This window comes from Marisediminitalea oceani, from assembly GCF_003731635.1.
Taxonomy (GTDB): domain Bacteria; phylum Pseudomonadota; class Gammaproteobacteria; order Enterobacterales; family Alteromonadaceae; genus Alteromonas; species Alteromonas oceani.
The window spans coordinates 161,212-178,326 of record NZ_RCUA01000032.1; the positions used below are offsets into that span (position 1 = coordinate 161,212).

Genomic DNA, 17,115 nt, shown 5'->3' on the forward strand with positions numbered 1-17,115 from the left:
TGGCTTTGCCAATCAAAAAGGGCGCTTAAATAAGCGCCCTTTTTCGTTTTTGATGACCTGTTTTTTAAAACTTGGCTACTCGTCTTCGTCTACCATGGTCATCAGCGAGGTATTACCGCCCGATGCCGTAGTATCGATACTGATAGTTTTCTCGGTCATCAGACGCTGAATCAGCTTATCGTTATATTCAGCGGTGATTACCGGCAGGATAGCGCCCTGACGTTCGGCTAACATCGCAGTAATGTGAGCAGTACGTTCGGTATTACTGTCTACGACCACACCGGCCAGTTGCTCATCCATTAACAGCGCGTCGAGATGGCTTAGTCTGGCAACCTGGAATACACCATCAGGCGCTCCTACTGCCTTAAACTTCTCTTTCACTGCCAGCGCTTCTTCATAGAACAAGTCCGAGACAACAGACACTACGCAGTTACCGGTAGCCAGGGCTGATACGATAGACAGCATCCAGTATTCGAACGCTACTTCCTTATCGGCGAAACAGACCAGTACGCCACGAGGCTCAAGGTAAAGCTTATTCGACTCACCCGTTGGTCCTGGCAATACAGTAGGTTTGGCGAGTTTTTTATCGATGCTGATTAACTGCGAACGGGCAGAAGCCAGTGTGCGGTTAAGGTCATCGGCCAACTCTTCAACGATATCTACCGTTGCCAGTTTAGCCAGCAGCTGACGCACCTTGGAGATCCGCTCATGCAGCGGCAGATAGCGCCAGGTTTCTTCGGTCTCGGTTGCCTTACGCATAATGGCAGCCGCTTCTTCGTGCTGGGTGTCACCACCCGACAGCGCATCATCGATACTTTCAGGCTCTTCCAGAATGGTGGGTTTCGGCGTAGCTTTTTCCATCATCAGGCGCGACAGGTAGCTTGGGCCACCCGCTTTTGGCCCGGTGCCGGATAATCCACGACCACCAAATGGCTGAACACCTACAATGGCACCAATCATGTTGCGGTTAATGTATACGTTACCTACCCGTGAGCGGGCAGCCAGTTCATACGCACGCTCTTCTATACGGGAATGAATCCCCATGGTCAGGCCATAACCGGTATCATTGATTTGCTTAAGCACTTTATCGAGCTCTTTACCTTTAAAGCGCACCACGTGTACAACCGGACCAAACACCTCGCGTTTTAATACGCTCAGATCACTGATTTCATAAAGGGTTGGCGGGAAGAATGTACCGTCTTTTGCGCTTTCCGGCAGCTCTGACTGATAAAGCAACTTGCCTTTTTCTTTCATGTATTCGGCATGTTCTTGCAGCGAAGACAGGGCTTTCTGGTCAATTACCGGGCCCACATCAGTGCTCAACCACGACGGATCGTCGATGGTCAGCTCCTTCACCGCACCGGTGAGCATTTTAATCAGGTTATCAGCGATGTCTTCCTGAACAAACAGGACCCGCAATGCAGAACAGCGCTGACCGGCACTCTGGAAGCCGGAATGGATCACGTCATCCACCACCTGCTCAGGCAACGCGGTTGAATCAACGATCATACAGTTCTGGCCGCCAGTCTCGGCAATCAGTGGGACCTGTTCACCACCACGCTGGGCCAGTGTTTTGGAAATCAGCGTACCGGTTTGGGTTGAGCCGGTAAAAATAACCGCCTTAATGCGCTCATCCGGCAGCAATACGTTGCCCACATCCGGTCCCTTGGCAATAACCAGTTGTAAGGCGTTATCCGGTAAGCCCACCGAGCGCATCATCTGCACTGCACGCAAAGCAATCATACTGGTTTGCTCAGCCGGTTTGGCCACTACGGTATTACCGGTTGCCAGCGCGGCGACCACCTGACCAAGGAAAATGGCCAGCGGGAAGTTCCATGGGCTGATACAAAGTACCACGCCACGCGGTACCAGACGTTCATCCTGGCTAAGCTCCACGGCTCTGGCAGCATAATAGCGACAGAAGTCCACGGCTTCACGTACTTCGTCGATTGAGTCCTGAGTTACTTTACCCGCCTCACGGATACATATCGCAATCAGCTCGTCCATATGCCGTTCCAGAGAATCCGCAACCTGATTCAGCAGCATTGCCCGTTCACTGGCAGAGCGCTCCGACCACTCCTGAAAACCGCTTTCAGCGTTATCCAGTGCCTTTTTGATTGCCGCTTCATCGGCATAATGGTGATAACCCACAATATCGTTGAGGTTGGCCGGGTTCTTCACCGGCACCGCACCTTCCGGCACATCTTCCGGCTGCACAACGTACTGACGCGCATAACGCCCTAAGTTGTACTTGAGAGTATTAACGGTATTCAGATCGGTAAGATCCATGCCTTTGGAATTGACCCGCTCCGGGGCAAACAACTCTGAGGCTTTATTGATTTGCTTGTTGTAGCGGTACGTCAGACGCTGAGTCAGCTCTACCGGGTCTTCAAGCAACGCCTCTACCGGCTTGCTATCGTCCACAATGGCGTTAACGAACGAAGAGTTAGCGCCATTTTCCAATAAGCGGCGTACCAGGTAAGCCAGCAGGTCTTCATGAATACCAACCGGCGCATACACCCGGCACTGTATTTGTTCCTCGGTAACCACCTGGTCGTACAGCGTATCGCCCATGCCATGCAGACACTGGAACTCAAAACCTTGTTTGTCATCGCCGGCCAGCTCAACAATCACTGATGCCGTATAGGCGTTGTGTGTAGCGAACTGAGGATAAATCGTATCCCGGTACTCCAGCAACTGGTTAGCACAGGCATGGTATGACACGTCGGTAGACGATTTACGGGTAAACACCGGAAATGCATCCACACCGGCTGTCTGGGTGAGTTTGATTTCGGTATCCCAGTACGCCCCTTTCACCAGACGAACCATCATTTTGCGGCCAACATCCACAGTCAGCTCGCGCAGCCACTCAATAACATGGATGGCGCGTTTCTGATAAGCCTGCACGGCCAGACCAAATCCTTCCCAGCCATCAAGATCCGGATCGCGGAACACCTTCTCGATAATATCCAGCGAAGTTTCAAGCCGGTCTGCTTCCTCAGCATCCACTGTAAGGCCAATATCGTATTCCTTGGCCATCATGCAAAGTGATTTAAGTCTTTCTGGCAGCTCTTCCATCACCCGCTCATAGTGAGAAAACTCATAGCGCGGATGGATTGCCGACAGTTTTACCGAAATCCCCGGCGACTTTCGCGGCCCTTTACCGGCAGCGGCTTTACCAATTACCTTGATAGCTTTTACATAGGCATCGTAATAACGGTCTGCATCGGCAAAGGTGCGAGCCCCTTCACCAAGCATATCGTAAGAATATACGTACCCTTTCTTTTCTTTTTCCTGAGCGCGTTCTACCGCATCTTCGATGCTTTCGCCCATAACAAACTGGCGGCCCATTACGCGCATGGCAATATTCATGGCCCGGCGGATCACCGGCTCACCAAGGCGGCCAAGAGTCTTTTTCAAAAGGCCGAATTGCTCGCTCTTACGTTTGTCGGCATAGTTGACCATGTTGCCGGTAAACAACAGGCCCCATGATGAAGCGTTAACAAACAGCGATTCACTGTTGCCCAGGTGTGGGGTCCACTGACCTTTGGATAATTTGTCACGGATCAGTTCATCCTGGGTGTCTTTATCCGGCACCCGCAATAACGCTTCCGCCAGACACATCAATACCACGCCTTCCGAGGTAGACAGAGAATATTCATTCAGCAGAGCGTCAACGCCACCATGGCCCTCCTGATCGCGCCGAATTTTAAGCACCATTCGTCGGGCGCGTTCCCACGCCCGGCTGCGGGCGCGAGGATTGACTTCGGCAATCGGCAGGATCTGGTCGACCGCGTCAGTTTCGGGGATGCGATAATAATCGCGGATCAACTGTCGGATCGGGCTGGTAGTCGTAAACGTGCTTTTAGTTAACATTGAACCCCTTGTGTACTTTCTGTCGTATAAAAATTAAGATTATCACCGTTTTTTAACGCGGCAGTTTGAATACAGATCACTGTTTTATTTGTAAAAGCGCTCATTGAAGCGCTCTGTTAACAAAGGTTGTGTATTCTAACCAAGACGACTGCGCCGGGGTATTCCCCCAGACCTGCCCGTGACGAGAAAGCCGGTGAACTAACGTAAGATTTTGTTGCCACATTAACCGGCCAGTTTTTGCGCGTCAAGGCAGAGCCGCTGCACTGCGTCGCTGTGCGATATCTAACAGCCTGACGGAAATGGCGTGTATCACAGTAAAGGAGCAAGTTATGCAGAGTCGAGCCACTAAGTTTACCGTCTGGATAGCCGGGATAATTCTCACCCCGGTGATCATCTACTGGCTGTTTGCTGACATGCTGATTAAATCAGTGCTTGAAGCCCAGCTTACCCAGGCCCACGGCGCAGAAGTGAACATTGGCGGCTTTGAGCACAGGTTGTTTCCTCTGGAAGTCGAAGTTACTGAGATAGGCTTTACCGATCCGGCTCAGCCACAAAACAATCAACTGGTAGTAGGGCGTCTGGCAGGCGATGTGGAACTGATGCCCTTATTGTCTGACCAACTGATTATGAATCAGGTGGATTTGCTGGATGTTGCTTTTAATCAGCCGCGTCCTGAGCCGGGCAAAGTGCTGCGCCAACCGGAAGGACAAAGCTTCGATGAAATCCTTAGCGAAGCGAAGGAAGCCCTGCCAACGGTAGATGAATTGCTGGAACGTTCGCCACTGAAAACCACCGCGGCAGTGGAAGACGCCAAAACAACCTACGACACCTACGCCACCGAGCTTAAAACTGATTATCAGGCGTTGCCAGACAAATCCCGCCTTGAGTTTTACAAAGCAGAAATTCAAAAACTTCGCGAAACCGACTTTAAAAATCCGGCAGAAGTAGTAAAAGCCAAAGCAGCTTTTGATGAATTAAAGCAACAAATTCGCACCGATAAAGAAAAAATCACCACGTTCAGAGAAAAAGCCAGTGAGGCAAGAACCGCAATGAGCGGCGCTTTGAAAACCTTAAAAGCGGCACCAGAGCAGGATTATGAACTGCTTAAAGGTGTTTACGCTGGCGACCAGGCCGCCCTGTCGCAGCTAACCGAAGCGGTATTCGGCGATAAAGCGGCTCAGTACAACCGCTATTTATTCAGCGCCTTTGACATACTGGTGCCCTTACTCAAGGGCGGCGAAGCGCAAACAGAAGATGAACAACCCGGTACGCCTCTGCAGGTATTAGTCAGGCAGGCCAACCTGTCCGTTAACTGGCAGGATACCCTGCTCACCGGTGACTGGAAAAATATCACCAACCAGCACTCGGTATTTGGCAACCCTACTACCTTCATACTCAATGCCGCTGCCGAAGGTGCACAAAAGTTTGCTACGCAGGGGCAGTTTTTTATGGATTCTGACGGGCTGGATGCCTCGCAGACCTGGCAGATTGCCGGCTTATTATTAGACAGCGTCTCGCTGAGCGATAATCCGCGCCTTGATGCCTCCATTAAACAGGCCTTACTAGCGGCCAGTGGCTCGCTTGAGATCACCGATAATATGCTGGATGGCTCTGGCACTGTGGATCTGACTAAGCTGACCATGGCAGCAACGGGCAGCGACAACCTCACCAACGCCATTGCCAGCCTGCTCGATAGCCTGCAACAGCTTGATATGACTATGAACATTGGCGGCACCTTAAGTGCACCAAATTTTGGCTTTTCATCTGACCTCGACCGCCAGTTGGCCAACGCGGCATTATCCAGCCTCAGCGCCTCACAGCAGGATAAACTCGACGAACTGAATAGTAAATTACAGGGATTGGTAGGCAGTCAGGATGACAACCTGGCCAGCGAACTGGGCAATATATCAACCTGGTTGAGCGCCACTCAGCGCGATGAAGCCGCTTTGCAGGAGTTACTGCAGGCGACCTTCAAAAACGCAGTGGAAAAACAGAAAGACAAGCTGCTGAACAAACTGTTCGATAAACTGGATGGACGTTGAGCATCCGGCGCGGCATAATAACTTCGACTAATTCGAACAGGTGTTCATTGTGTGGCGAGATCGGGCAATTCTTTTTATTCTGCTGGCGCTGTTAGGCGCGCTGCAGTATCGCCTGTGGCTCGGGAAAAACAGTATTCCTGACTATCTGGCCAAACAACAGGAAGTGCAAAAACAGCATCAGCAAAACGCCAACCTGGTGCAGCGCAATGCGTTGTTAAAGGCTGATATCAGCGACCTCACTATCGGCCTTGAGGCGGTAGAAGAAAGAGCAAGAAACGAGCTTGGCCTGATCAAACGGGGTGAAACCTTTTACCGCATACTGCCCAGCGAAGATGACTAAGTGGCACAGTTAGCGTTGGTTTCATTAATCCACCCCAACAATGACCATCAAAAAAACAACAAAGAGAAACATACCTTTGAGCACAGCTAATACATCCATTGTTGCCGTGGTTCCCGCGGCAGGTATTGGTTCACGGATGCAGGCCGACCGCCCCAAGCAATATCTCACCATTGGCTCGCAAACGATTCTGGAGCACACCTTATTAAAACTGGCGGCCCATCCAGCCATATCCAGAGTGGTAGTAGCTCTGAGCCCCGACGATCAATACTTTAGCCAGTTGCCGCTGCAGAATGCATCATGGCTGACTATAGTAGACGGAGGAGCAAGTCGGGCTGAGTCGGTAAACAACGCGCTTGCTGAGTTAGCCGATAACGAGTGGGCCCTGGTGCATGACGCCGCGCGTCCTTGCGTAAACAGTAGTGACATTAGCCGCTTAATTGAGCGTACTGACGCAGAGCATTTTGGGGGCGGCATTCTTGCTACGCCAGTTCGCGACACCATGAAACGGGCCAGCGCAGATACTGCCAACCCGGTGGTGCTTAAAACGGAAGAGCGGGATAACCTCTGGCATGCGCTTACCCCTCAGTTATTCAGAGCGGATAGGTTACGTGAAGCGCTGGCGGCAGCATTATCGGCTGGCGCAGTGGTCACCGATGAGGCCTCAGCCATGGAGTTTGCCGGTTATACAGTTGAGTTAATCGACAGCGATCCGGCCAACATCAAGATTACCCGCCCGGCAGATTTGCCGCTGGCGCAATTTTATTTACAACAAAGCAGGTAAGTGACACATATGCGGATCGGACACGGTTACGACGTTCACAAATTCGGTGGCGAAGGCCCGATTACTATTGGTGGTGTATCCATTGACTATGAACAGGGTCTGCTCGCCCACTCAGACGGCGACGTACTTATCCATGCCCTCTGCGACGCACTGTTAGGTGCAGCCGCACTGGGCGATATCGGTAAGCACTTCCCGGATACCGACAGCGCCTATGCCGGTGCCGATAGTCGCGGATTATTGCGTGATGTAATAGCCCGGTTACATAACCTGGGCTATAAGCTGGTCAATGCTGATATGACTATCGTTGCCCAAGCGCCCAAGATGGCGCCTCATATTGCTACCATGCAGCAATTACTGGCAGAAGACTGCGCAGTCGACACCGATCAAATCAATGTGAAGGCAACGACCACCGAAAAGCTCGGTTTTGCCGGGCGTAAAGAGGGCATTGCGGCACACGCAGTGGTGCTGATTACTAAGTGAATACCATGCAATTAAACACGGAACACTGGCAGTACCTCAACGAAAAGCCTGTCGCCAGCGGGCTGCTGAAGCAACAGGTCGAAGACTTTAAAGTAACCGAAGAGCTTGGCTACACGCTGTCCGGAGAGGGAGAGCATATCTATATCGAGCTTGAGAAAACCCAGCTCAATACCGCTTTTATGGCAGAACAGCTGGCCAGTTTCTGCGGTTTGCCACTCCGGCAGGTTACGTATGCCGGCCGCAAGGATAAATATGCCGTCACCCGGCAGTGGTTTGGTTTGCACGTTCCGGGCAAAGCAGAATTTAACTGGGACGAGTTCACCCTCGAGGGTACACGTATTCTGCAGGTACAGCGCCATAATAAAAAGTTACGCACCGGGCAGTTGAAAGGCAACACTTTTGAAATTACCCTGCGTGACGTAAGCGACCCGGAAGCGGTAATAAACCGGCTCAATCAGGCCGCCCAACAAGGCGTACCCAATTATTATGGCAGCCAGCGCTTTGGCATCCAGCGCATCAGTGAAAGCGGCGAGGTAAACCGTGGCGGCAATCTGCTGATGGCAGAACGCATGCTAAATGGTGAGGTCATTAAAAATCGTAATAAACGATCTATGGCATTATCAGCGTTACGCAGCTGGCTGTTTAATGAAATGCTGTCGGCCCGCATCGCCGAGGGCCGCCTGCAAGCTATTTTGCCCGGTGATGTCATTAATCTCACCGGTTCTAACAGTATATTTGTTGCCGATGAGGAAACTGAAGCTCTTGCCGAGCGATTAAACCGGCAGGATTTATCCACCACTGTCCCCTTGTGGGGAAAAGGCGATATTGGCTCAGCCGGTGAAGCCAGAGCGACAGAACTACAAACAGCCGCCGGTTATCCCGAGGTAACATCGTTTTTAGCCGGCCAGAAACTCAGCATGGAACGCCGCGCGGCGATTATTTGGCCCCAACGGCTTGAATGCAGTCAGCAAGGTGATACATTAATCATTCGGTTTTTCCTGCCCTCAGGCTGTTTTGCTACTACGGTTTTAAGAGAATGTCTGCTTACCACCGAATTAGCCTGATGGAATCCATTTCCTGTAGATACAACCGGTATACGTTAACAGCTTATGAAAATACTACTCAGTAATGACGACAGCGTTTTTGCCAAAGGCATTGCCACTATGCACGCCGCACTGGCAAAACAGCATGATGTAACGGTCATTGCCCCCGACCGCAACTGCAGCGGGGCGAGTAATGCCTTGTCATTGCATCAGCCATTGCGCATTCAGAAAATGGACAGCGGCTTTTTTGCCGTAAACGGTACGCCTTCCGATTGCGTCCACCTGGGCGTTAACAGTTTTCTGGAAGAGGATCCTGAACTGGTGGTCTCAGGCATCAATCATGGCGCTAATCTGGGTGACGACGTTATTTATTCCGGTACTGTAGCCGCCGCCACTGAAGGGCGTTACATGGGTCTGCCAGCCATTGCGGTGTCGTTGTGTAACTACGATGGCGGGCATTTTGAAACCGCAGCCCGGGTGGTAGTAGAAGTGATTGAAAAATTAATCACTCACCCGCTGCCTGCTAATCAGATCCTGAATATTAATGTGCCGGACCTCCCTTATGAAGAATTAGCAGGTGTGAAGGTTACCCGTCAGGGGCGACGCCACCGCGCAGAGTCTATGGTAAAAGCCAAGGACGCTTTTGGACGGCCAATTTACTGGTATGGACCGGCCGGGGCAGAACAGGATGCCGGACCGGGAACAGATTTTCACGCTATCGCCCATGGCTATTGTTCTGTCACCCCCTTAAGTGTTGATATGACAGCCCGCGACAGTATTGCAGAAATGGAAAAATGGCTTGAAATGTAAGCCCGATAAGAAAAATAACCCGTAACAAGAATTAATGACACATGAGAACAACAAGAAAAGGCGATGCACTGGCACAGCTGTTGTGCGACGAAGGGATTTCGAATCAAAAGGTGCTCAATGCAGTAGCGAGTGTTCCCCGCGAACGCTTTTTACCGGATGCATTGCAGCATAAAGCCTATCAGAATACGGCTTTACCTATTGGTCAGGGACAAACCATCTCGCAACCTTACATTGTTGCCAAAATGAGTGAGCTGCTGCTGGCAGCTCCTAATCCCGCCAGTTCAGTGCTGGAGATTGGTACCGGCTCCGGCTACCAGACTGCCATTCTGGCGCTGCTGTTTCCTCAGGTATTCTCGGTTGAGCGCATCAAAGCCCTGCAATTTCAGGCTAAACGGCGCATGAATCAACTGGATTTACATAACATAAAAATGAAGCACGGTGATGGCTGGCAAGGCTGGAGCAGTAAAGCTCCCTACGATTGTATTATTGTTACTGCTGCTGCCAGCAGCGTGCCCGAGGCGCTGACCGATCAGCTTAATGAAGGCGGCCGACTGGTGATCCCAGTGGGCGATGATCAACAACAATTGTTGTGCATCGATAAAATTGAGGGCGAGCTGCACAGCACCACTGTGGAAGCCGTTCGTTTTGTGCCCCTGGTGGCCGGAGATCTCCTTTGAAATTATTCCAACCTTGTTACGACCTGGCCTTACGCTGGTCTAAACACCCGGCCGCCAGTCGTTACCTGGCATTGCTGAGCTTCGCCGAATCGGTGATTTTTCCTATTCCGCCTGATGTCATGCTGGCGCCAATGTCACTTTCGCAGCCATCCAGGGCCTGGCATTTTGCCCTGATCACCACGCTGGCTTCTATTGTAGGTGGTGTAGCCGGTTACCTGTTGGGCTTCTTTGCTTTCGATACGCTACTCCAGCCATTTATTGAATCGTCTGGTTACGCGCACAAACTGGAAACCGCCATTGGCTGGTTTGAAACCTACGGCGTCTGGGTGGTCTTTCTGGCCGGATTCTCTCCTATTCCCTATAAAGTCTTTACTATCAGTGCCGGCTTCTTACAGATGGCTTTTCTGCCCTTTTTAATCGCATCGGCGATAGGCCGGGGTGCGAGATTCTTTTTAGTGGCATCACTAATGAAGTGGGGCGGCGCAAGAATGGAAGAGCAATTGCGTAAGTACGTGGAAGTGCTCGGTTGGGCAGTGGTTGGACTGGCGATTGTCGCTTATTTGATGCTACGATGAATTTTAACAGCACTAGCGTGATGCGCGTCGTCATTAGCCTGATTGCCAGCATATCGTTAGTAAGCTGCGCTGGTCCGGAACGTCCGGCGCCGCTAGTAGTGCTTAATAGTCAGCACTACCCTGAAGCCGAGAAAAAGCTAACCAATTACACGGTAAAGGCCGGCGACACACTCTATGCGATTGCCTGGTACACAGGGAATGATTACCGGGACATAGCGAAATGGAATTCGTTGTCTGAACCCTACAACATTTATCCGGGGCAATCTCTGAATTTGCAAAGTTCGGAGAGAGTGTCAAAAAAATCTCACACTGTCAATAATATGACTGGTCAAACCAGCAAGCAAAAGCCAAAAATGTCTATTGACCAAAAAGATAGCCAGGCGTATTGTAATTGTGAACCAGATGTTAACAACACAAAAGGAGTTGTGAGTAAACCCAAGATTAATGGTTTTCCACAACGTGTTGAAAAATGGATATGGCCTGCACAAGGTCGAATCGAATTATCAAATAGTAATGGTCAGACCACCCAAACAGGGGTCGACATTTACTCAAATCAGGGCAGCGAAGTCGTTGCTGCTGCCTCAGGGAAAGTTGTATACGCTGGTAACGCGCTGCGCGGATACGGGAACCTTATTATAATTAAACATACCGAATCGTTTTTAAGTGCATACGCCCACAGTGACCGCATACTGGTTAGTGAGCGAGAGTGGGTTAGCGCGGGTCAGGAAATTGCGAAAATGGGCGACACCGGTACTACCAGGGTTAAGCTTCATTTTGAAATACGCTATCGGGGAAAAGCAGTAGAACCGATGAAATATCTACCAAACAAACAATAACAATAAATAATAATAATAATTAAGAAATCAGGAGAACGTCGTAAGGTAAAACAACGCAGGAGATACAGTTGTGGGTCAACAAAATATCGCTGTCATCGACGCAACCCCCCAAGACGAAGTAGACAACATCGAAGTTAATGAAAATATCAAAGACGACGAGTTGTTAGATGAAGAAAATGAAAAAACCAAGACCGAAACCTGGTTAAACCAGGAAGAGGTCTCTAAAACACTGGATGCAACTCAGTTGTACCTGAGCGAAATTGGCTATTCACCTCTGCTCACCGCAGAAGAAGAAGTGCATTTTGCGCGCAGGGCACTGAAAGGCTGCGAAGCATCCCGTAAACGAATGATCGTTAGCAACCTCAGGTTGGTAGTGAAAATTGCCCGACGTTACAACAATAGAGGCCTGGCACTGCTGGATCTTATTGAGGAAGGCAATCTTGGATTGATTCGGGCAGTGGAAAAATTTGATCCGGAACGCGGCTTCAGATTTTCAACTTATGCGACATGGTGGATTCGTCAGACTATTGAACGAGCCATTATGAACCAGACCCGGACTATTCGGTTACCAATTCATGTGGTGAAAGAATTAAACGTTTATCTGCGTGCGGCGCGTGAACTGGCTCAGGAGCTGGACCACGAACCAACTGCAGAAGACATTGCTCTGCATCTCGATAAACCTATTGATGAAGTCAGCAAGATGCTGCGTCTGAATGAACGCATCAGCTCCGTTGATACTCCCATCGGTGGCGAAAACGACAAAGCACTGCTCGATATTCTGGCCGATGATAACGAATCCAGTCCGGAAGACGAACTTCAGGATAGCAATATTAAACAGAATATTGTGTCCTGGTTGCAGGAGCTCAATGCCAAGCAACGTGAAGTGCTGGCAAGACGGTTTGGCCTCATGGGTTACGAACCATCTACTTTGGAAGATGTAGGCGCTGAGATTGGTCTGACCCGTGAAAGGGTACGTCAGATTCAGGTAGAAGGCTTGCGTCGTCTGAAAGACATGCTTAGCAGTCAGGGCCTCGATTTAGAAAGCGTCTTTAGTCGCCTGAGCTAATCAGATAAATAAACGCCCCTTAGACAGGGGCGTTTTTGTATTTATTGTCTGTCCAGAGTGACAAAGCGATAAGGGTGCGGGTTTTTCTCGTCAGGCCCACATGCCTGTTCCTCAACAAGCTGCCACTCGCCATCAGCCTGATAATCCGGAAAATGGGTATCACCGTCGGTGTCTAAATCTATCAGTGTAAGATACAGGCGGTCGGCCTTTGCAAGCAGGCTGCTGTAAATTTTACCGCCACCAATAATCATCACCTCTTCAGGCGCTTGCTGTTGTGCCTGGTTGAGGGCATCTTCGATAGAATTTACCACCTCAGCATCTGCCAGTTGATAGCTGGTATCAGTAGTGATGACAATGTTCAGGCGTCCCGGTAAGGCTCTGCCAATGGACTCGTAGGTCTTGCGCCCCATAATGACAGGTTTGCCAAGCGTGGTGCGTTTAAAATGGGCCAAATCCGCCGGCATATGCCAGGGCATCTGGTTATCTTTGCCAATCACCCTGTTGTTCGCCATTGCGGCAATCATCGCTATTTTCATGTTTACTACCACCTAACTGCTAAAGCCGGATTACTTACGGTAGATCACTTCAACGTCGTAGTCGTCATCATCGTCCCAGTCGTCATCGTCGTCATCCACTTCAGGCTCGGGGTTATAAGTATCCCACTTAAACTCAACTTCGCGGTTATCCTGCTCTTCCTCGAGTTCGTCCGGCAGATTCTCAATAAAGTTCATAATCTCGAGACACAGCGGCTCCAGACCGATGCGCTGGAATGCAGAGATATAAAATACCGGTCCGTCCCATTCAAGCTTGTCGACGATTTGCTGGCACAACTCTTCGGCTTCTTCCTCGAGTAACAGATCGATTTTATTAAATACCAGCCAGCGTGGCTTGCCCGCCAGCTTGGGGCTGTACTTCTCAAGTTCATTAATGATCGTAATGGCATTTTCAGCCGGATCAGACTGATCGGCTGGCATCAGGTCAACCAGATGCAACAGAACCCGGCAGCGCTCAAGATGCTTAAGGAAGCGAATACCTAAACCCGCTCCCTCGGATGCGCCCTCGATTAGCCCCGGAATATCCGCAATAACGAAGCTGCGTTGTGCATCCTGTCTGACTACGCCTAAGTTAGGTACCAACGTAGTAAAAGGATAATCCGCTACCTTTGGTTTGGCCGCAGAGACCGAACGAATAAAGGTGGATTTACCGGCATTCGGTAAACCTAACAAGCCAACATCAGCCAGCAGCATTAGTTCCAGCTTAAGGTTACGAATTTCACCCGGGGTGCCGTTGGTTTTTTGCCGTGGCGCCCGGTTAGTACTGCTTTTAAAACGAGCATTACCAAGACCGTGGAAACCGCCCTGGGCTACTTTTAAACGCTGACCATGACGGGTTAAATCGCCCAGTACTTCCTGGGTATCGGCGTCGGTTGCGCGGGTACCGATGGGCACCATCACAGTAAGATCTTCACCGGCCTTCCCCGTACAGTTACCGCCCATACCGTTCTGGCCACGTTCCGCGCGATGGAAACGCTCAAAACGGTAATCGATAAGGGTGTTCAGGTTCTCGTCGGCTTGTAAGTACACACTACCGCCATCGCCACCATCACCACCGTCCGGACCGCCTTTAGGGACATATTTTTCGCGACGAAATCCAATGGTACCGTTGCCGCCATCACCTGCTTCAACTCGAATTTCAGCTTCATCTACAAATTTCATGTTTACCCCGGACCGAACCCTAAACTTTTAATTGTAACTCACTTTATCGAAGTGGATAGCCAGCAGGGCCGTTTCTTCACTCCGATAATTATAAACTGCTATGTTACCTGCAATAAAAAACCCCGCAAGCGCGGGGTTTTTTAAATCAGTAAACGATTGCGCTTTATTCAGCAACAATGCTCACAAACTTACGGTTGTTAGGTCCTTTAACTTCGAACTTAACTTTACCGTCAGCTAATGCGAACAGGGTGTGGTCTTTACCGATACCCATGTTGTTGCCAGCGTGGAAACGAGTGCCGCGCTGTCTAACAATGATGTTACCGGCCAGCACAGACTCACCACCAAAACGCTTAACACCTAAGCGTTTACTTTCTGAGTCGCGACCGTTTTTGGTACTACCACCAGCTTTTTTGTGTGCCATGTGTCTATGCTCCTATTATGCGTTAATACCAGTGATTTTCACTTCAGTGAACCACTGACGGTGACCCGCTTGCTTACGCGAGTGCTTACGACGACGGAACTTAACGATTTTTACTTTATCGCCACGACCGTGTGTAACAACTTCAGCAGTCACTTTACCACCGGCAACATATGGCGTGCCGATTTTAACGTCGTCACCATTGCTAACCATTAATACGTTATCAAACTCTACACTGTCGCCTGGAGCGACTTCGATCTTCTCGAGACGAACGGTTTGACCTTCGGCCACACGGTGTTGTTTACCACCACTTTGGAAAACCGCGTACATAACTTTCTCCGCTCTGCGCCTAAATTTATTGCGCTTTCAATTCTAAAACAGGGCGCGAATTGTACGTGAATCAATTTTCGATCACAACCCCATAATGCGAAAAAAGTTTATTTTTCGAGCGAAGTTATCGATCACCGGCCAGAGCGACCATTTTAACAGGTTTAGCGGCTAACCAAAACGCTTGTTTTTATTCATATTTATCAACAATTTCAAACTCATGCGGTTGGCATCTGTTACTATACTGTAGATTGTGTTTGTCTCATAGTCGCTGGGATCGCCACATACCGATCCCAGGATCGCGTGTTGTTTATCCCGGTAGGGCTGTTAATTATGGCGAAATTAATCTAATTCACTGGATAGACGGTAATATTTATGTACAATCTGCTGCCAGTCAGCTTACACGTACCGGACACTACGAGACGCTATGAATATTGATCAAATAAAAGCATTGGCCGAATCCGACATGCAGGCAGTTAATCAACTGATCCAGCAGCAGGTTGATTCGGATGTTGCCCTGATCAATCAACTCGGCTTCTATATTGTAAACAGTGGCGGCAAGCGCCTGCGTCCGTTATTAACCGTGTTGGCAGCCAGAGCACTGCAAATCGAGTCTGGACAGCATCATACACTGGCGGCAATCATTGAGTTTATTCATACCGCCACGCTGTTACACGACGACGTAGTAGATGAATCAACCATGCGCCGGGGCCGCGAAACGGCCAACGCGCTGTTCGGTAACCAGGCCAGTGTACTGGTTGGTGATTTCCTGTATACCCGCAGTTTCCAGATGATGGTTGAACTGCAAAGTATGCGGGTGATGGAAATACTGTCTGACTCCACTAACCGTATCGCTCAGGGCGAAGTGCAGCAGTTAATGAACTGCAACGACCCGGATACCACCGAAGCCAGCTATTTTGACGTTATCTATGGTAAAACTGCTCGTCTGTTTGAAGCGGCTACCCAGTTAGCGGCGGTAATCACTGGCCAGTCGGATGAGATTGAACAGGCTATGCAGGCCTATGGCCGTCATTTAGGTACCGCTTTCCAGCTGGCCGATGATATTCTCGACTATGAGTCAGACAGCGATGCCATGGGTAAGAACGCCGGTGACGACCTGGCCGAAGGTAAGCCTACCCTGCCATTGCTATACGCTATGTGGCATGCCGGTGATGAAGATGCAGCGCTGATCCGGGAAGCCATCGAAGAAGCCAACGGTTTACCGCATTTACAGCGTATTGTAACGGTGATGAACGACACCGGTGCGCTGAACTATACCCGTCAGAAAGCCTTTGAAGAAGCTGATATGGCAATCTCTGCGCTTAACGTTCTGCCACCAAGCGATTACAAGCAGGCGCTGATTGCCCTGGCGCACATCGCTGTAGACCGTAATAGCTAAAGACTAAATCCAAGCATTCCTATCATAAAACCCAGGATCCCGCCCAGCGGTGGTGCCCAGCTGTTTTCCATGCGTACCTGAGGCGCGATGTCCTGTAGTACTGAATACAGAATGCCGCCGGCGGCAAACAGCATAATAGCCGACACTATGACGGTATATTCCGCCAGCACAAAATAGCCAATCAGCGCCAGCACTGGCCCCAGAAACGCCATCAGCAGGAACATAAACAGAATTCGCCGCGCGCTGTAATGACCCGCGGCTTTAAGCTCACGGTAGGCATTAAACCCTTCCGGAAAATTTTGCACGGCAATCAACAGCCCCAGTAACACACTGCCGCCGCCCAGGGCTGCAGTAGTACCCAGCGCAATAGATTCGGGAACAAAGTCAGATAGCATTGATGCCAGCTGACTAGCGGGAAGCTTTCTACGGGCCAGCCAGATGTCCAGCCCCATGAAGGCCAGCGCCCCCAAAAGGAAACTTACACAGGAGGCGGCAGTACCCAGTTCCTGCATGCCATCCGGCACCAGCACCAGCGCCACCGCCGAAAGCAGGGCTCCTGCCCCCATGGCGAGAATGCCATGCCGTAATTCTTCGTCGAGCCATGCCGGAAAAACGCCTTCAACCCTGGCTAATAGTCCGCCGGCGGGCATGGCCAGACCTGCCACAAGTGCCATTATCACTACATAAACGACTGACGGGTCTGTCACGCAATTCCCTCTGTTAACTGTGT

17 protein-coding genes are annotated in these 17,115 nt (G+C 50.4%); 11 read left to right on the forward strand and 6 right to left on the reverse strand.

Annotated features, from left to right (window positions below; genetic code table 11):
- Positions 1 to 75: 75 nt before the first annotated feature.
- Positions 76 to 3,876 (reverse strand): bifunctional proline dehydrogenase/L-glutamate gamma-semialdehyde dehydrogenase PutA, encoded by a 3,801-nt coding sequence (gene putA / locus D9T21_RS10170; protein ID WP_123324841.1) that lies wholly within the window; start codon positions 3,874 to 3,876, stop codon positions 76 to 78.
- A 329-nt stretch (positions 3,877 to 4,205) separates the two neighbouring features.
- On the opposite strand from putA, the gene D9T21_RS10175 reads away from it, so the two are divergent.
- The 10 genes from D9T21_RS10175 (at position 4,206) to rpoS (ending at position 12,526) form a co-directional block, all read left to right on the forward strand.
- On the forward strand, positions 4,206 to 5,918 hold the full coding sequence (locus D9T21_RS10175) for a TIGR03545 family protein (protein WP_164464641.1): 1,713 nt from the start codon (positions 4,206 to 4,208) through the stop codon (positions 5,916 to 5,918).
- Positions 5,919 to 5,967: 49 nt separating this feature from the next.
- Positions 5,968 to 6,258: a cell division protein FtsB gene (ftsB, locus tag D9T21_RS10180; RefSeq protein WP_206427258.1), complete on the forward strand. Its 291-nt coding sequence runs from the start codon at positions 5,968 to 5,970 to the stop codon at positions 6,256 to 6,258.
- A 40-nt stretch (positions 6,259 to 6,298) separates the two neighbouring features.
- Positions 6,299 to 7,039, forward strand: coding sequence for a 2-C-methyl-D-erythritol 4-phosphate cytidylyltransferase (gene ispD / locus D9T21_RS10185; RefSeq protein ID WP_123324843.1), 741 nt, complete (start codon positions 6,299 to 6,301; stop codon positions 7,037 to 7,039).
- Positions 7,040 to 7,048: 9 nt separating this feature from the next.
- Positions 7,049 to 7,519, forward strand: a complete 471-nt coding sequence (gene ispF / locus D9T21_RS10190) for a 2-C-methyl-D-erythritol 2,4-cyclodiphosphate synthase (RefSeq protein WP_123324844.1) — start codon at positions 7,049 to 7,051, stop codon at positions 7,517 to 7,519.
- Positions 7,520 to 7,524: 5 nt separating this feature from the next.
- Positions 7,525 to 8,583, forward strand: coding sequence for a tRNA pseudouridine(13) synthase TruD (truD, locus tag D9T21_RS10195; RefSeq protein WP_123324947.1), 1,059 nt, complete (start codon positions 7,525 to 7,527; stop codon positions 8,581 to 8,583).
- A 45-nt stretch (positions 8,584 to 8,628) separates the two neighbouring features.
- Positions 8,629 to 9,372, forward strand: a complete 744-nt coding sequence (gene surE, locus D9T21_RS10200; protein WP_105935718.1) for a 5'/3'-nucleotidase SurE — start codon at positions 8,629 to 8,631, stop codon at positions 9,370 to 9,372.
- A gap of 41 nt (positions 9,373 to 9,413) precedes the next feature.
- Positions 9,414 to 10,049: a protein-L-isoaspartate(D-aspartate) O-methyltransferase gene (locus D9T21_RS10205; protein WP_123324845.1), complete on the forward strand. Its 636-nt coding sequence runs from the start codon at positions 9,414 to 9,416 to the stop codon at positions 10,047 to 10,049.
- Positions 10,046 to 10,624: a YqaA family protein gene (locus D9T21_RS10210; RefSeq protein WP_123324846.1), complete on the forward strand. Its 579-nt coding sequence runs from the start codon at positions 10,046 to 10,048 to the stop codon at positions 10,622 to 10,624. Before D9T21_RS10205 ends, D9T21_RS10210 begins: the two co-directional genes overlap by 4 nt.
- Entirely contained in the window at positions 10,621 to 11,460 is an 840-nt protein-coding gene (locus D9T21_RS10215; RefSeq protein WP_241155678.1) for a peptidoglycan DD-metalloendopeptidase family protein, read from the forward strand. Before D9T21_RS10210 ends, D9T21_RS10215 begins: the two co-directional genes overlap by 4 nt.
- Before the next feature lie 94 nt (positions 11,461 to 11,554).
- Positions 11,555 to 12,526 (forward strand): RNA polymerase sigma factor RpoS, encoded by a 972-nt coding sequence (rpoS, locus tag D9T21_RS10220; RefSeq protein WP_377908087.1) that lies wholly within the window; start codon positions 11,555 to 11,557, stop codon positions 12,524 to 12,526.
- A gap of 41 nt (positions 12,527 to 12,567) precedes the next feature.
- Here the strand turns inward: rpoS and folA are convergent, their stop codons facing one another.
- From folA to rplU, 4 genes are all read right to left on the reverse strand, one after another.
- The gene (gene folA / locus D9T21_RS10225; RefSeq protein ID WP_241155679.1) at positions 12,568 to 13,062 is read right to left on the reverse strand and encodes a type 3 dihydrofolate reductase; all 495 of its coding nucleotides are present in this window, start codon (positions 13,060 to 13,062) and stop codon (positions 12,568 to 12,570) included.
- Between the two features lie 30 nt (positions 13,063 to 13,092).
- Positions 13,093 to 14,241 (reverse strand): Obg family GTPase CgtA, encoded by a 1,149-nt coding sequence (cgtA, locus tag D9T21_RS10230; RefSeq protein WP_123324848.1) that lies wholly within the window; start codon positions 14,239 to 14,241, stop codon positions 13,093 to 13,095.
- Between the two features lie 163 nt (positions 14,242 to 14,404).
- Complete coding sequence (gene rpmA / locus D9T21_RS10235) at positions 14,405 to 14,662, reverse strand: 50S ribosomal protein L27 (RefSeq protein WP_105935713.1); 258 nt, start codon at positions 14,660 to 14,662, stop codon at positions 14,405 to 14,407.
- A 15-nt stretch (positions 14,663 to 14,677) separates the two neighbouring features.
- Positions 14,678 to 14,989 carry a 50S ribosomal protein L21 gene (rplU, locus tag D9T21_RS10240; protein WP_105935712.1) on the reverse strand — a complete coding sequence of 104 codons (312 nt, stop codon included), beginning with the start codon at positions 14,987 to 14,989 and terminating at the stop codon, positions 14,678 to 14,680.
- A 424-nt stretch (positions 14,990 to 15,413) separates the two neighbouring features.
- Here rplU and ispB point away from each other — a divergent pair, with 424 nt between their 5' ends.
- Positions 15,414 to 16,385 carry an octaprenyl diphosphate synthase gene (gene ispB, locus D9T21_RS10245; protein ID WP_123324849.1) on the forward strand — a complete coding sequence of 324 codons (972 nt, stop codon included), beginning with the start codon at positions 15,414 to 15,416 and terminating at the stop codon, positions 16,383 to 16,385.
- On the opposite strand, the gene D9T21_RS10250 is transcribed toward ispB, so the two are convergent.
- Complete coding sequence (locus tag D9T21_RS10250; protein ID WP_273023756.1) at positions 16,382 to 17,092, reverse strand: ZIP family metal transporter; 711 nt, start codon at positions 17,090 to 17,092, stop codon at positions 16,382 to 16,384. The two genes, ispB and D9T21_RS10250, sit on opposite strands and share 4 nt — an antisense overlap.
- Positions 17,093 to 17,115: the final 23 nt, after the last annotated feature.

Bases quoted from the DNA above. Each gene is read 5' to 3' on its own strand.
- ispD (WP_123324843.1), top strand. From the start codon at position 6,299: ATGACCATCAAAAAAACAACAAAGAGAAACATACCTTTGAGCACAGCT.
- rplU (WP_105935712.1), bottom strand. From the start codon at position 14,989: ATGTACGCGGTTTTCCAAAGTGGTGGTAAACAACACCGTGTGGCCGAA.
- D9T21_RS10175 (WP_164464641.1), top strand. From the start codon at position 4,206: ATGCAGAGTCGAGCCACTAAGTTTACCGTCTGGATAGCCGGGATAATT.
- ispF (WP_123324844.1), top strand. From the start codon at position 7,049: ATGCGGATCGGACACGGTTACGACGTTCACAAATTCGGTGGCGAAGGC.
- truD (WP_123324947.1), top strand. From the start codon at position 7,525: ATGCAATTAAACACGGAACACTGGCAGTACCTCAACGAAAAGCCTGTC.
- rpmA (WP_105935713.1), bottom strand. From the start codon at position 14,662: ATGGCACACAAAAAAGCTGGTGGTAGTACCAAAAACGGTCGCGACTCA.
- D9T21_RS10215 (WP_241155678.1), top strand. From the start codon at position 10,621: ATGAATTTTAACAGCACTAGCGTGATGCGCGTCGTCATTAGCCTGATT.
- cgtA (WP_123324848.1), bottom strand. From the start codon at position 14,241: ATGAAATTTGTAGATGAAGCTGAAATTCGAGTTGAAGCAGGTGATGGC.
- putA (WP_123324841.1), bottom strand. From the start codon at position 3,876: ATGTTAACTAAAAGCACGTTTACGACTACCAGCCCGATCCGACAGTTG.
- ispB (WP_123324849.1), top strand. From the start codon at position 15,414: ATGAATATTGATCAAATAAAAGCATTGGCCGAATCCGACATGCAGGCA.
- folA (WP_241155679.1), bottom strand. From the start codon at position 13,062: ATGAAAATAGCGATGATTGCCGCAATGGCGAACAACAGGGTGATTGGC.
- D9T21_RS10205 (WP_123324845.1), top strand. From the start codon at position 9,414: ATGAGAACAACAAGAAAAGGCGATGCACTGGCACAGCTGTTGTGCGAC.
- surE (WP_105935718.1), top strand. From the start codon at position 8,629: ATGAAAATACTACTCAGTAATGACGACAGCGTTTTTGCCAAAGGCATT.